At 67.5% G+C, this 14685-nt stretch carries 10 protein-coding genes and 1 pseudogene; 2 read left to right on the top strand and 9 right to left on the bottom strand.

The genetic code is table 11. The features are described from left to right. From ACZ4XD_RS36075 to ACZ4XD_RS36045, 7 genes are all read right to left on the bottom strand, one after another. On the bottom strand, positions 1 to 708 hold a 708-nt coding region (locus ACZ4XD_RS36075; RefSeq protein WP_468049603.1), incomplete at its 3' end, for a substrate-binding domain-containing protein. Then, a complete protein-coding gene (locus tag ACZ4XD_RS36070) occupies positions 705 to 3215 on the bottom strand; it encodes a SpoIIE family protein phosphatase (protein WP_468049601.1) in 2511 nt (836 codons plus the stop codon). The genes ACZ4XD_RS36070 and ACZ4XD_RS36075, both read right to left, overlap by 4 nt. Before the next feature lie 105 nt (positions 3216 to 3320). Next, positions 3321 to 5387 carry a glycoside hydrolase family 31 protein gene (locus ACZ4XD_RS36065; protein WP_468049599.1) on the bottom strand — a complete coding sequence of 689 codons (2067 nt, stop codon included), beginning with the start codon at positions 5385 to 5387 and terminating at the stop codon, positions 3321 to 3323. 73 nt (positions 5388 to 5460) lie between these two features. Beyond that, a complete protein-coding gene (locus tag ACZ4XD_RS36060; protein ID WP_468049596.1) occupies positions 5461 to 6345 on the bottom strand; it encodes a carbohydrate ABC transporter permease in 885 nt (294 codons plus the stop codon). After that, the gene (locus tag ACZ4XD_RS36055; RefSeq protein WP_468049595.1) at positions 6342 to 7196 is read right to left on the bottom strand and encodes a carbohydrate ABC transporter permease; all 855 of its coding nucleotides are present in this window, start codon (positions 7194 to 7196) and stop codon (positions 6342 to 6344) included. The genes ACZ4XD_RS36060 and ACZ4XD_RS36055 overlap by 4 nt, the downstream gene beginning before the upstream one ends. A 175-nt stretch (positions 7197 to 7371) precedes the next feature. Beyond that, positions 7372 to 8616: a sugar ABC transporter substrate-binding protein gene (locus tag ACZ4XD_RS36050; protein ID WP_468049593.1), complete on the bottom strand. Its 1245-nt coding sequence runs from the start codon at positions 8614 to 8616 to the stop codon at positions 7372 to 7374. A gap of 241 nt (positions 8617 to 8857) precedes the next feature. Next, positions 8858 to 9016 (bottom strand): helix-turn-helix domain-containing protein, encoded by a 159-nt coding sequence (locus ACZ4XD_RS36045; RefSeq protein WP_468049592.1) that lies wholly within the window; start codon positions 9014 to 9016, stop codon positions 8858 to 8860. Between the two features lie 1233 nt (positions 9017 to 10249). On the opposite strand from ACZ4XD_RS36045, the gene ACZ4XD_RS36040 reads away from it, so the two are divergent. Next, entirely contained in the window at positions 10250 to 10729 is a 480-nt protein-coding gene (locus ACZ4XD_RS36040) for a hypothetical protein (RefSeq protein WP_468049591.1), read from the top strand. Positions 10730 to 10734: 5 nt separating this feature from the next. After that, complete coding sequence (locus tag ACZ4XD_RS36035; protein ID WP_468049589.1) at positions 10735 to 13266, top strand: tetratricopeptide repeat protein; 2532 nt, start codon at positions 10735 to 10737, stop codon at positions 13264 to 13266. Between the two features lie 35 nt (positions 13267 to 13301). Here ACZ4XD_RS36035 and ACZ4XD_RS36030 read toward each other — a convergent pair. Together ACZ4XD_RS36030 and ACZ4XD_RS36025 are read right to left on the bottom strand one after the other, a co-directional pair. Next, positions 13302 to 13434, bottom strand: a pseudogene (locus ACZ4XD_RS36030) (IS5/IS1182 family transposase); the annotation flags it as partial. 109 nt (positions 13435 to 13543) lie between these two features. After that, a complete protein-coding gene (locus tag ACZ4XD_RS36025; protein ID WP_468049587.1) occupies positions 13544 to 14239 on the bottom strand; it encodes a hypothetical protein in 696 nt (231 codons plus the stop codon). Between the last annotated feature and the right edge of the window lie 446 nt (positions 14240 to 14685).

Raw genomic sequence — 14685 nt, 5'->3', positions numbered from 1 at the left:
CGGTACGCTGCGGCCGTGACGGGTCAGCCCGCGGTAGATGCCCTCCAGGGCGGCTTCGTTCATGACGACCAGGGACGTGGTGGCCGGATCGTCCTGCAAGATCCGTTCCACGACGTCCTCCCCGGCGCCGACATCGTCGCCGCTGGGGTACGCACGCGCGGTCAGTTCCATCTCCTGCATCGCCGCGGTGTAGCCCTCGCTCCCGAGCAGCGCGTATCCGTACCCGCTGTTGACGATCTGCTCTGACTTGTTGACGAAGGCGATCCTGCGGTGGCCCAGTTCGGTCAGGTGCCGAACGCATCCGCTTGCCAGGCCGGCGAAGTCGAGATCGACCCAGCCGACCCCGTCGGTTCCGCTGTTCCGGCCGATGGCGACGAAGGGGAAGGACGATTCCGTGAGGTGCTGGATGCGGTCGTCCTCCCGGCGGACCTCCATCACGATCACTCCGTCCACGCGCCGTTCACTGACCATCCGCCGGAACGCGGGGTCCTTCCCCGACTTACAGGGCGTGAGCAGCAGGTCATAGCCGTACGTGGTGGCGGTTTCCGCCACCCCGCCGACGAAGGCGAGTTGCACCGGCGGGTAGTCCCGGTTGGCGCCGGACGGCGGGTAGAGCAGTGCGAGCGTATGCGTCAGGTCGCGGGCCGCAGCACCACTATGGGTCTGGGCGCCGCGTCCTGTTGCCAGGTTGACCGTGCGCTCTGTCATGGTCCGTCGGCCGGGAGACGTTGTTCGGCCCAGATGGTCTTGCCGGTGGGTGTCTGACGGGTGCCCCAGTCCTCGGTCAGCTGGGTCACCATGTGCAGTCCTCGTCCCCCTTCGTCGTAGGTGCGGGCGCGGCGTAGATGGGGGGAGGTGCTGCTGGCGTCGGAGACCTCGCAGATCAGGGTCCGGTCCCGGATCAGCCGTAGCCCGATGGGGGCGGCCCCGTAGCGGATGGCGTTGGTGACCAGCTCGCTCACCACCAGCTCGGTGATGGACGCCGCGTCGGTGAGCCCCCAGGTCGCCAGCTGACGGGATGCCTGCGCACGGGCATCGGCCACGATGGCGGGATCGGACGGCAGCGACCAGGCGGCAACCTGATCGGTGTGCAGGGCACGGGTGCGCGCCAAGAGCAGAGCCACGTCGTCGGCGGGGCTCTCGGGCAGCAGGGCTCGGAGGATGATGTCGCAGGTGACGTCCAGTGAGGGCTCGGCGGACGCCAGGGCTCCGCAGAGTCGTTCAAGGCCGGCACCGAGATCGTGGCCGAGGGCTTCTATCAGACCGTCGGTGTAGAGGGAGAGCAGGCTGCCCTCGGGGAGTTCCAGCTCGGTGGGCTCGAAAGGCAGGCCGCCGACTCCCAGAATGGGCCCCGGGGTGAGCTGGACCACCCTGGCCGTGCCGTCGGGGAACAGCACGACGGGAGGGACATGGCCGGCGCTGGCCATGGTGCAGACGCGGGAGACCGGGTCGTAGACCGCGTAGAGGCAGGTCGCGCCGATCTGACCCGGGTCCGGCTCGTTCCGGACGTCGTTGTCCGGGGTCAGGTGGGTGACCAGTTCGTCGAGGTGGGTGAGCAACTCGTCCGGAGGCAGGTCGACTCCGGCGAGCGTGCGCACCGCTGTACGCAGACGGCCCATGGCGGCCGAGGCATGGATGCCGTGGCCGACCACGTCGCCGACGACCAGAGCGACGCGAGTGCCCGACAGGGGGACCACGTCAAACCAGTCGCCGCCCACTTCAGCCCCCCTGCCGATCGGCAGATAGCGGTGCGCCACCTCGACGGCCGCCTGCTTGGGGAAGTGACGGGGCAGCAGACTGCGCTGGAGGGTCAGGGCATTGGCGCGTTCCCGGGAGAAGCGGCCCGCGTTGTCCACACTGCCGGCCGCCCGGCTTGCCAGCTCCTCGGCGAGGAGCAGATCATCCTGCTCGTAGGGTTTCGAGCCTTCGGCGCGGGCGAAGACCACGACGCCGAGGGTCAAGCCCCGCGCTCGCAGCGGGGTAGCCATGATCGACTGGAATCCGTGCTCCGCCGTGGCAGCGGATTCCCCGACGGCGGCGGCGACCCACCGGGTGAAGCCGGGGTCGTCTGTTCCGCACAGCACCGTTCGACCGCTGGTCAGGGCACGTGCGGGGGGTGAGCGCGGGGGATAGGTGTCGGCCTCGCCGATCTCGGTGTCGGCTTCGGGCGCCCCGTCGGCGGTCTGGTACGCGACACGGCGCACCACCACGGCGGCGTCGACCGGACCGGGCTGCGGTTCCTTCCCGCGGGTCACGGAGTCGAGCAGGTCCACACTGACGGAGTCGGCGAACCGCGGAACGGCCAGCTGGGCGAGTTCCTGAACCGTGCGCCTGACATTCAGGGTGGTTCCGATGCGGCTGCCCGCTTCGTTCAGCAGGGCCAGGCGCTGCCGTGCGGCCACCTGCTCGGTGCTGTCGAACGCCGCAGTCCCGACACCGGCCACCTGACCGGTGTCGGGGCTGCGAACGGGCCACATCTCGATGGTCCAGGCACGCCGGTGAGCAGAAGGCGTAGCTGGGGGCAGGTGCTCATAGCGGCTTGGCCTGGCCTCCTCGGCGACCCGGCGGACGCATCGCAAGAACCCCTCGTCAAAGGGGCCTGCGCCCAGCAGGTCCGAGTAGGGCCAGGTGCCTGCTTCAGTCGCCTGCCCCTGCCTGGATTCGGCAGCTCCGGCTTGCCCCGCGGCCGTGTGCCTCCCTTCGCCGCGGGCGGGCCTGCCCGTCATGCGCCCTTTCGGCGACGGCTGCTCGACCCCGTGTGCGACCGGGTTCCACTGCCAGGAGCGTGACGTGATGCTGTAGGTGGAGAGCGCGACGGAGGACTGGGTGAACGCCCACTCCACCATCCGTCGGTCGGACTCCGCCTCGCCCGTACCCGCAGTGGCGGTCACGACGAACGTCTGGGGCGTCTCGTCGTCACAGAATGTCGGATGAAGGTGCAGGTGCAGGTCGACGCGGTGGCCATCCCGGTGGCGGACAGCCGCTGTGCCGCTCCACTCCCGGGCTTCGCTCAGGCAGGGCCCGGCCGCCTCGGGGCGCTCTCCGTTGATCAGGAGGTTCGATACGGGGTGGCCGACAACCTCCGGGGGGCGGTACCCCAGCAGTTTCCGGGCCTCTTCACTCCACCCCGTGACCATGCCGCCCACGCTGATGAGGGCCATGGGGACATGGTTCGACCACCCAGAGTGACCATCCCGCCCCACGGAAGTGGACATTCTTGCTCAACTCACCCGAGCGTCATTACTCACAGTCCCATAGTGCCCGCGCGAAAAGAATCGAACAAGCTGCACTGGCACCCAGGGATCGAGGCAGATCCTTGTTCAGCCCGGAAACCTCACCTCCAGGGTGGATCCACGACGTACGAAGACGGGGATGCATTCCAGTGGAGCGTTGGCCGTGGTGGTCTGGCCGCCGTCATGGTCAGTTCCTGTGGCGGCGGCTCTCCAGTCGGCACCGGCCGGCAGGTAGACCCGGCGGCGGCGCTCACCGAGTCGGGTCACCGGAGAGAGCAGCAGGTCCGGGCCGCACAGGAACTGGTCCTCGACCGTCCACGCGGCCGGGTCGTCGGGAAAGTCGAAGAACAGCGGCCGGATGACCGGTGCGCCGCACTCGGCTGCGGAGACCATCTGACGGTGAAGATACGCACGAAGGTCCTGGCGTAGCCGCAGCTGCCGGGTCAGGATCCGGTAGGCGTCCTGCCCGTAGGACCACAGTTCGTTGGGCCCCCCGCTTCGGCCGGCCGGGAAGGCGTCCCGCGGTTCGCGGTGGCCGTGCATCCGCAGCAGCGGGCAGAAGACGGCGAACTGGAACCAGCGGATGAGCAACTCCCGGTAATCGGGGTCGTCCGGGTCGCCACCGTGGAAACCGCCGATGTCGGTGGTCCACCACGGAATGCCGCTCAGGCCCGCGCTCAGCCCGGCGCGCACCTGCGCCGCGAGTGCCTCGAAGGTGGCCGGGATGTCACCCGACCACAGAGCCGCCCCGTATGCCTGGCTGCCGGACCAGGCGGAACGCACCAGGCTGACGGGAACCTCTTCGCCTTCGGCCCGCATGTGCTCGAAAAAGCCGCGCACATGTTCGCGCGGATACAGGTTGGCCACCGCCCGGCCAGGCCCCGCCGCGTAACGCAGGTTGCCGAATTGTTCGGGGTACATCTCTGGTTCGCAGGCGTCCAGCCACCACAGCCGGAAGCCGAGATCGTAGTAGTTGCGCTTGATGCGGCTCCAGAGGTAGTCACGAGCCCGCTCGTCGGTGGGGTCGTAGAACACCACCGGCAGGGACTTGTCGTCGACCTGGCTGTCGGGGAAGACATGCTGGAAAGGCCGGCCGTGCTCCGTTCCCAGCAGCAGCTGCTCATCCCGCATGTGCGGGTAGTTCTCGCTGACGACGCTGACGGACGGCCACACGGACACCAGCGGCCGTACGCCCATGCTCGCCAGTTCCGCCACCATGCCGGCCGGGTCTGGCCAGTCGGCAGCATCGAAGCGCCAGTCGCCCAGATGCGGCCAGTGGAAGAAGTCCACGGCGATGACCGACAGTGGAAGACCCCGGCGTCGGTATTCGCGAGCCACGCCCAGCAGTTCCTCCTGTGTCCGGTAACGCAGGCGGGACTGCCACAGGCCCAGGGCCCATTCCGGCAGCACGGGAGCATGTCCGGTGGCATCGGCATAGTTGGCCATGATACCGGCGGGGGCCGGACCGGTCGTGATCCAGTAGTCGATCTGATCCGCGGCGTCGGCGACCCACCGGGTCTGATTGGCGGCCAACTCCACACGTCCGACGGCGGGCAGATTCCACAGCAGACCGTAGCCTCGGGAGGAGAGGGTGAAGGGGATGGTGACCTCCCCATTGCGCTGCACCAGGTCGATCACCATGTGCTTGTGGTCGAGGCGCCCGTGGGAGTGCTGGCCCAGCCCGAAGAACTGTTCACCGTCATAGGCGGCGAAGCGCTGTTCCAGCTGATAGCGGCCCTCGCCGACCGGTGTGAACGTGCGGGGACCGGGCCAGGCGAAGTGGCCGACGGACTCCCGCAGCAGCTCGGTTCCGTCCTGCGTGCGCACGAAACGCAAGTGGCCCTGGGGAGACAGCTCTACCTGTAGCCGCCCGACGGTGAGGACCCGGCTGCCGTGGAGACCCACGCCCAACTCTGCGGCCGCGGCGGCAGGGTGCGCACCCAAGGCTCCCGGCAGGTCGTCGCGCACATGATGCCGGGCCGAGCGCACCCGGACACTGTCGGCTCCCCAGGGCTCCACCCGCAATACGTGCTCGGCGTCACCGAACTCAAGGAAGATCGCCGGAGGGGAGGCGGCGGGAGGCCGGGAGCCGACCCCGGCCGCGTCGGACGGGGAGGCGGAGGGGGCGGGCCTTGTGGCGTCGGGCGGAGACATGCTGCTCCTTTCTACAGGGCTGTCGTACGGGGCAGTGGCGGTGCAGGGGCGCGAGGGGCGGTTCACGGCGCGGTCAGTCCCTGACCGCTTCATTGGTGAGTCCGGCAGCGATGTGCCGCTGGGCAATGGTCAGAAGCAGCGCGGCGGGCAGGGAAGCGATGACGGCGGTGGCCATCACCGAGTTCCAGGTGGTGATATTGGTGCCGGCGCCGATGTAGTCGTACAGACCCAGCGTGATCGGCTTCCACGTGGTGGTGTTGAGATTGAGCGTGGCGGCGAACAGGAAGTCGCCCCATGCGAAGAGGAACGCGAACAGGCCGGCTGTGATCAGCGCGTTGCGGGATATGGGAAGCACGATCCGCCAAAAGATGCGTACCGCGCCTGCACCGTCCAACGCCGCTGCCTCCAGCAGGGATCGGGGGACGGCGGTCATGAAGGCCCGCAGGATCAGCACGGCGAAGGGGACGGCAAGCGTGGCGTCGGCCAGGATCAACGCCAGGGCCGAGTTCAGGATCTGGACGGAGGCGAAGATTTGGTACAGCGCGTTGGCCATGACGATGCCGGGCACGAGCTGGACGACCAGCAGCACGCTCAGCAGCGTCCTGCCGCCCGGGGAGCGCAGCTGCGCCAGCGCGTAGGCCGCCGGCGCAGCCAGGGCCAGTGTCAGGACCGTGGCGCCCGCGGCGATGATCAGGGATGCCAGCAGATGGCCCCCTTGCTGGGACAGCGCGTCGCGGTAGCCGTTGAGTGTGCCGCCGAGGGGCAGCCAGTGCGGTGATGGCCGGGCCAGCTGCTGATTGGTCTGGAAGGACGCGTTCACCATCCAGTACAGCGGGAACAGCATGATGGCGACGACGGCGACACCGAACGCGGATTTCGCCCAGGTGGGTACGGCCGCCCGGCTCCGTCCGCCGCGGACCGTGGCGGGCCGGCTCCGAGCAGCGCGGGCGGCGGTCATGCGCCGGCTCCGGGGTCAGCGCGCAGCGCGCGCAGGTACAGCAGGGCGAAGACGGCGGCCACGATGATGAGCAGATCGCCCGCGGCTGCTCCGAGACCGAACTCCGACAGCCCGCCGAAGGACAGCTGGTAGGCGTAGGTGGTGATCGTGTGGGTGGCGTTTGCCGGGCCGCCCTTGGTCATTACCCAGATCACGTCGAAGACCTTGAGCGTGTAGATCAGGCCGAGCGTCACGACGATGGCGATCACGGGTCCGATCTGGGGCAGCGTGACATAGCGGAACTGCTGCCAGCGGCCGGCGCCGTCCAGGGAAGCCGCTTCGTACAGTTCCGTCGGGATGGCCTCCAGCCCGCTGTGGAGGATCACCATGTTGAACGGCACACCGATCCAGATGTTGCAGATCAGCACCGCGGCCATCGCGGTGTGGGGGGTGTTGAGCCATGGCACCGGGTCCTGGACCAGACGGAGGGTGAGCAGGATCTGGTTGACGACGCCGTTGCTGGTGTCGAGCAGCCACCGGAACAATGTGCCGGAGACGACCAGGGGCAAGAGCCAGGGGATCAGCACGAGCGACCGCAACAGCGGGCTGAGCGGGAACGAGCGGCGAAAGAACTCCGCGAGTCCCAGACCGATCGTGAACTGGAAGAAGAGCGAGCCCGCAACGAAAACCACGGTGTTGACGACGGCAGTGGCAAAGGCGGGGGTGCTCAGCAGCCGGCGGTAGTTTCCGAGGGCGATGAACGGGGCCTTGCCGCTGTAAAGGGAATTGAGGTCGTAGTCCTGGAAGGACAGCACCACATTGCGCGCCAGGGGATAGAGGTAGAACACCGCGACGAATACGACGACCGGCACGATGAACCCGATCCCGAGCCGTCTGCTGCGAGCCGCCGGAGCCACGGAGCTACCCGGCGGCGGCCTTCTCCAGCCGCCGGCCGACGCCGAGTTCTTGGACGCTGCCGGAACCACGGCTACCTTTCCGGGAGGGCGGCCGTCGGCGTGTACCACCCACGGGCCGGCGGCTCGGTGCTCATTGCGTCGCCTGCTTCTGTGCGTCAGTCAGCGCGGCGCCGGGCGACTTGCTCCCTGACAATGCTGCCTGCACCGCGGTCCACAGGGCCTGCGAATACTTCGGATAGTCCGGCCCGACTTCCGCCGTGCGGCTCTTGGCGCTTCCGATGGTCTCCACGAATGTCTTCATCTCGGGCACTGCGGCACTGAATTCCGCGGCCACCTTCGGGTCGGACGGCACGTAATTGGTGAGCCTGGCCCACTCCAGACTGTTTCTCTTCGACATCATGCACTTGATGACCTCGGCTGCCTTGCGAGACTTGCCCCCGCTGCTGCCGGCCGCCCACACCTCACCGCCGAGCGCACCGGAGGAGGTTCTCCCGGCCGGGGCGGGCACCGGTGCGACGCCAAAATCCTTCATGCCTGCCTTTCGTAGCAGGGGCAGCTCCCAGGGACCATTGATCATCATAGCCAGCGAACCGTTTGCGAATTGCTCCCCGACATTCATCTGATTCCAGCTGAGCACGTCCTTGGGCGCCGAACCGGAGGAGACCAGGTCCTTCAGGAGGCGCAGTGCCGAAACGGCCTCCGGTGAATCGAGCTTCTCCAGGGATGCGCGGGCGCTGAAGAAGAAGGACTCGAACTGGAAACTGCCTTCTTCGGTGGCCGGCAGGGCAAAGCCGATTCCGTGCACCTTGTCGCCCTGCGTCAGCTTCTTGGCCGCGATGCGCAACTCATCCCATGTGGCAGGCGGCTTGACGCCGGCTTTCTTCAGCATCGACCTGTTGTAGTAGAGCGCCAACTGGTTCACTCCGGGCGCCACACCGTACTGCTTCCCCCGGTATTTACCCGCGGCGACGATGTTCGGATACAGTCCATCGGTCTTCACCCCGGCCGCGCCGAGGTCGGCGAGTGCGCCCGTGGCCGCGAGCTGCTGAAGGTCAGGATTGTCCAGGAGAATCAAGTCCGGTAGCGCCCGGCTGTTCGCCAACTGGAGCACTTTTGTGCGCAGGTCCGGCACAATCTGCCGCTTGATGGTAACCCCCGCCAACCTGCTGCACCGGCTGAGCTGTTTGGCCATGGCACTCCGCCCGGGTGCGGAACTGTAATAGTCCATTTCGGTCAGGGTGATCTTGCCGCTTTCCGTGGGCCGGGGCGGCGAGCCATCGCCACCGCAGGCAGTCAGCAGCAGACCAATTGCGGTGACCGTCGCGGCCGAAGTCACGATGGACCGGGTGCGACGGCACGTAATGGAGGTGTGCATGGCGGCTCCCAGGAGAAGTCGGTGCGCAGGCACTGATATGCGCGGCCCAGCCTTCTGCCGAGGTGCGGAGAGGCAGACACGGATCGGAATGCGATAGGCCGCACATCCGCAGCAGATCATCAGCAGGCACTGCCCCGGGTATTGCGGGCTTGTGGCGCAGAGCCCGTGGAGCCATGAGGCGGCGCGCGGGTGCGACACCGGGACGGCATCCCGACTTCGAGATGACCTGCTCGACTCAAGCTCAGACCCCGTCCCACGCAGGGTGCCTGTCACTCAGCGCGTAGGACACCGTGCTGCGAGGCACCCCTGCCCGCTCGGCGATTTCGCTGATGTTCACCGCTCGCCTCCCGGACCGGCGGGCACTCGACCCCCTTGCCGAACCATTCGACAACCGGTTCACGATCCGCTTCGACAGGAATTACAAGCACGCCTTTTCGAGCATGTCAAGGTATTTGCCGCCTTTCCGCGAAAGGCATATTAAACGGCGCCAGGCCCGGGGCGTGGCTGAGATACCTGGGGAAGTGGAGCATCATGGACGGGAATTCCGCTGCGGGCACCGTTCCTGCGGTGCCCGCAGCGGAATTCACTGAGGCAAGTCGCCGGGTAGGTGCGGGAAGGTGTGCTGCGCGGTGTCGAGGAGGTGACGCAGGCGGAGACCGTTCGGGGCGATGGCGGTGACGAGGGCGGCGGGGCCGATGAGCGGTGTCAGCGCGGCCTGGCCAAATTCGGCGCGTTGGCGCCGGCGCCCAGTGCGGTGCCCACACCTTCATGCGTAGTCATCGTCGTGCAGCTCCCGTTCTCCATGGTCTTGACCGGGACCAGGCTGCGGCTTTCCTGCCAGTACGACAACTATTGTTGCCGTTGTGGCAAAGCATGCGCATCTGGAGCGAGCGCTCCCGGGCTGCCCCGGTCAGCGGCCGTAGCACGCACGCCGGTTGCGGCCGCCGCAGCGGCTGACCGGAAAACAGCCAGGGCTCAAGAAAACCCGGACCGAAGAGCCTCCGGCCTGAGCCTTCTGCGCTTGCTGGGGCCAGCCGACCTGCTCAGAGAACGAACGGCTCACTCCGCTGTGCGGAGAGCACACCGGGCAGCGACGGTGGGGCACTTCGCGGGCCAGGCTGCGTGCCGTCCCGCGCGCAACCGCTGGATTCCGGTCGCCGCCTCCCGCCCCGCAGTGTGCGCGGCCCGCGATGAGGCGCCTCGCGAGCGCTCCTTCAATCGGGTGGTGGCCATCCGCCTATGGCGTATAGGTCACGGACGGGTCTAACCAGACACCAGCGACTGGTGGTCCGCCCATCTCCCAGTCGAACGGCGTGCGCCTATTGGCATGGCTGCTGACTCGCCGGCGCCAGGTGGCGGGGGAGCGGCCCACACAGTCGACGCATCCGGAGACCGCACCAAGAAGGGCGGGGCGCCGCCTCGACCTGACTCGCCTAGCTGACGTGCCCGAACCACGCGGCGCGGTGCGCTATGCCCTGGTCTGACCTGCGGGCGCGGCCGTGGCGCCCAGGAGGAGGGACGGTCGTCCGGGCGCCACAAGGCGGACGCCTGACGATGGGTGGCAACTACCGCTTTCTTCCCGCTCGTTCGTTCCCAGTAGTAGCCTCATTACGGAAGGTGAAGGTGGTGCGGAGTGGACCCGGTATCGGTAGGGCTGCTGGCGGCGCTGGCCGGCGGGGCTGGTGGAGAGCTCGGGCGGCAGGCATGGGTGGGGCTAACGGCTCTGGTGCGGCGCCCGTTCCGCCGCGATGCCGGTGAAGAGGCACCGGCGGTCAGTTCCGGGGAGGCGGAGCTGGCGCGCCTGGAACAGGATCCGGCCGACCAGCAGCAGGCGCAGGCGCTGATCACCGCACTCGCGGTGCGGGCCGCGCTGGATACGGACTTCCGCACCGGTCTTGAAGCCTGGCACGAGCGGGCCAAGCTGGTGAGCACCGGCGACGGCACAGTGCACAACACCATCGGCGGCGGCACCCAGCACGGGCCGGTGCTCCAGGGCCGGGACTTCTCCGGCGTGTCGTTCACCACCCCACCCCCTGCGCCCTCCGCACCGGCCGCGCAGCCGACGGCCGATGCCGACGACGGCGACAGCACCCTCCCACCGGTGCGGGGTTGACAGGCATGGGGCAGACAGAGGCAGCCCACGAGGGCGCGGCGGATGGCCGGGTCAACAACGCGATCAGCGGCGGGATCTTCTTCCACGCGGTCATCCAGGGCCGGGACATCACCGTGCAGCTGCCGCCGCAGATCACCCCGGCCCTGTCCGGCCTGCCCGCTCCCTCTGCCGCCTTTACCGGCCGCGACCAGGACGTCGACCGGCTGCTGAAGGACCTGGCCCCAGGCGAAAGCGGCACGGGCGCCGGGCAGACAGTGTTGGTGACCGCCGTGTCCGGCCTGGCCGGCATCGGCAAGACCGAACTGGCCATCCAGACCGCTACCCAGGCCCGCAAGAAGCCGGGCTGGTTCCCCGGCGGGGTGCTCTTCACCGACCTGTCCGGCTACGATCCCGAGCGCCGCCTGTCTCCCGAGCGTGCCCTGGAAGGTCTGCTGCGCGCACTGGGCGTGCCCGGCGATCACATACCCAACGGTCTGCAGGACCGGCAGCGGCTGTACCGCAGCGTGCTGGCCGCCTACGCTGAACAGCAGCAGCGGATCCTGGTGGTCGTCGAGAACGCCTTCACCGCCGAGCAGGCCCGCCCGCTGCTGCCCACCGACGGTGTGACAGCTGCCCTTGTCACCTCCCGCCACACCCTCGACGGACTCGACGCCCGCCTCCACGACCTCGACGTCCTTGAGGAGTCGGCCTCCATCGCCCTGCTCGACCAGGTGCTACGCCACGTCCGGGGAGACGGCGACACCCGCATTGCCGACGATCCGGAAGCGGCCACGACGATTGCCCGTCTGTGTGCGGGCCTGCCGCTGGCATTGTGTATCGCCGCCGCCCTCCTGGCTGCCGCGCCTGCCCGTCCCGCGGCCTCCCTGGCCACCGCCCTTCAGGCCGAGCACACCCGCCTAGACAAGCTGAGCCGCCCCGACCGGGCCGTGCGGGCCGCCTTCGACCTGTCCTACCGACTCCTCGACAGTGATCATGCCCGGCTGTTCCGGCTGCTGCCCCTCAACCCCGGCCCGGACCTTTCCACCGAAGCCGCCGCCCACCTTGCCGGCACCGACACGGACAGGGCCGAAGAACTGCTGCAACACCTGGCCGACGCGCACCTGGTCGAGCCCGGGCAGGTCTGGGGCCGCTGGCGGATGCACGACCTGGTCCGGCTCTTCGCGGACGAGGTCGGCCACGCCCGTGCCACGGGCGACGGCCGGGACGCGGCGGTGGCGCGCCTGCTCGACCACTACCTCACTACCGCTCAGGCCGCCGACATCCACCTGCAGACAACGCCGGGCTTGCCCCTCCCGGACGACTTCACCGACCGCGAGCAGGCACTGGAGTGGCTGGATGCCGAACGGAGCAACCTCGTCGCCGCCGCCACGTCCGCCCCTGCACGCCACGCCGCCGCGACGGGACTCGCACTGGCTCTTGGCACGTTCTTCGACTTGCGCCGCTACGCCAACGACTGGATCAACCTCAGTACTGCCGCCGTTGCCATCTGCCGTGAAGCCGGAGACCGTCACAACGAGACAGCAGCGCTCGATGCTCTCGGGCGTGCCCTCAGTCGGGCAGGCAGGTTCAAAGAAGCTGTCGACATCTTCACTGCGGTGCTCGATCTCTCCCGTGAGGCCGGAGACCGCCACGCAGAAGCCATGACGTTGAGCAATCTCGGACAGGCTCTGGCATCCCTGGAGAAAATCGTGGAGGCCGTCAACGTCCTCACCGATGCCGCAGTTCTTTTCGGGGAGATGGGAGACAGCCTGGGGGGAGCCAGGGTGCTAGGCGTCCTGGGGCCCATCCAGATCGAGCTGGGCGGATCCGAGCAGGCCGTCGGCTACTTGACCGAGGCTGTCGCTCACTGGAGGGAGATGGGTGATCGTCACGCAGAGAGCGTGACGCTGGACATACTCGGACTGGCCCTGGTCGGCGCACGCAAGTTTGGGGAGGGGGCCAAAGCTCACACTGATGCCGTCGCCCTATTCCGTGAATACGGTGACCCCCATGGGGAGGCACATGCGCTGAACAACCTCGGGGCCGCACTGATCCGGATGCGTAAATTCGACGAGGCCGCCGACGCTGTCCTTGGCGCTGCTCGCCTCTCCAAGGAGATCGGATACTCTCACTGCGAGGCCATGGCGCTGCACAACTTCGGGGAAATGCTGCTTCAGAAGCGGAACTTCGACAAGGCCGTCACTCCACTCACCAATGCTGTCAGCCTGTTCCGGGAAACTGGCGACCTCCGTCGTGCGGCCTCTACGCTGAATCTCCTCGGCCAAGCCCTCGCCGAAGAAGGCAGATTCGACGAGGCCGCTGACGTTGGTACCCAGGACGCGTCGCTTTGCCGGGAGCTGGGCGACCGCCACGGCGAAGGCATCGCTTGGAAGAATGTCGGGCTCAGTCTGTGTCAGGTACGCAGGCTCGACGAGGCCGTTGAGGCTCTTTCCACCGCTGCTGCCATCTTTCGAGAGACTGGCGATCAGGGCCGCGAAGCCGAAGTTGGACGAGTTCAAGCAGCACTGGCCCGCGCCTCAGGCGGGCGGCTCAACTGACGGGCGTCACCAACCACAGTCCCTGTCCGCGTGGACAAGGCGGCGAAGACCACCGCATCCGCGATCCGCGGATTGTGGCAGCCCAGCGGATGCCTGTCCTCCCGCACGGGCAAAGAGCGAGGAACTGGTCCCGGACGGGGCGAGAAGGGATGACGGAACGGCGGGCACGGATTCCCAAGGATCACGAAGCGTGGACCACTCCATGATCGAGGATCCGTGCCTGCAAGTACTACAGCCACCTACTGACAGGCACTCTGAATGATCATGTTACGAGTCCTCAGCACACATGCCCTGTCATGGTCGTGTCCCAGCGCATGCCGGCGACCATGTGTTCCAGGTAGCCCGCGTCGCTGACGGTGAGAACAATCTCTGCGTAAGGGATCTCAGCGAAGGAGTAGTCCTCCTCCAGCTCCAGCCCATCCCATACGTCCAGCTCCTCCGGATCTTCCAGCGCTGCGGCCTCGCTCAGATGCGGGGCGTTCCGGTAGGGGCCGATGTCGTACGAAGTCACGATGTCGGCGGCGCATCGTGAGAACTCCTCGGCGTTGCCGGAAGTAAACACGGAATAGCCGGGGCGGCTACCCCCGCTCAGCTTGTACAGGTCTTCCGCTTTGCGCCTGGGTTCGAGGATGGTCTTGCCATCGTCCGCGAGCAGGTACCCATCCTTGGTAACCCTGATCTCCTTACCGAGGATGAATTCATAGAGTTTCCGGAACTCGTCCTTCAGGCGCATGCCTGCTGCGATGGCCTTGCCCTGCTCCTCGGTGAAAGGGTATCGCTCTCCGCCGTGCTCCTCATCGTCTTCGTTGTGCAGAAACCCGTTATCCAGGTGCCACCAGGCGTCCACCAGGAGAGACAGGGGGAAGACGGTCTCTTGTGGCACAGATGGGACGTCGGGGTTGATGACGTGCACCCTGCCACGGAGGGTCGAGCCTTCGACCGAGTCTACGGACACGGTGAAGATACTGGTCATGCTGGGGCGCCCCTTCAGTCGGAAGTGGTGGTCACACTTGATCACCAGTCAGTCCGGAGAGTAGGCGGTCCCACTGACACTCGTTCCCGGGGTCATACGCGCACGCGCATCCGATCGCCTACTGGCGGACGCTCTAAGAGCAGGTGTTTGCAGGAGCTTGGCCTCGTCGATCGCCTCCCTTGCGTATACCCCTGCAAGTCAGACACACGCCGCATCTGGCAACCATCGACGACCAGAGCTGAGCGCGGATGCGTCCACGAGGGTGCCCGGCTCCCGGGCTCCGGGAGGCTGGCTTCATCCCTCCCGCGAGGTCTCGCTCTTCGTGTGCGCACGTTGGTCCGGGCGAGGGCTCCTAGGCAGTGTCTTCAAATGATCTCGGGTGGTGGATCATGGTCGGGTGATACGTCGCCATGAACTGTCGGATGCCGAGTGGGAGTTCGTCCGGC

The sequence above is a fragment of the Streptomyces sp. NPDC029466 genome (genome assembly GCF_055574515.1).
The sequence above is the reverse complement of the archived record's forward strand: the minus strand, read 5'-3'. Positions and strand labels throughout refer to the sequence as shown.

Excerpts from the sequence above, each read along its gene's own strand:
- ACZ4XD_RS36070 (WP_468049601.1), bottom strand. The coding sequence starts at position 3,215 with ATGTCCACTTCCGTGGGGCGGGATGGTCACTCTGGGTGGTCGAACCAT.
- ACZ4XD_RS36065 (WP_468049599.1), bottom strand. The coding sequence starts at position 5,387 with ATGTCTCCGCCCGACGCCACAAGGCCCGCCCCCTCCGCCTCCCCGTCC.
- ACZ4XD_RS36060 (WP_468049596.1), bottom strand. The coding sequence starts at position 6,345 with ATGACCGCCGCCCGCGCTGCTCGGAGCCGGCCCGCCACGGTCCGCGGC.
- ACZ4XD_RS36050 (WP_468049593.1), bottom strand. The coding sequence starts at position 8,616 with ATGCACACCTCCATTACGTGCCGTCGCACCCGGTCCATCGTGACTTCG.
- ACZ4XD_RS36035 (WP_468049589.1), top strand. The coding sequence starts at position 10,735 with ATGGGGCAGACAGAGGCAGCCCACGAGGGCGCGGCGGATGGCCGGGTC.
- ACZ4XD_RS36025 (WP_468049587.1), bottom strand. The coding sequence starts at position 14,239 with ATGACCAGTATCTTCACCGTGTCCGTAGACTCGGTCGAAGGCTCGACC.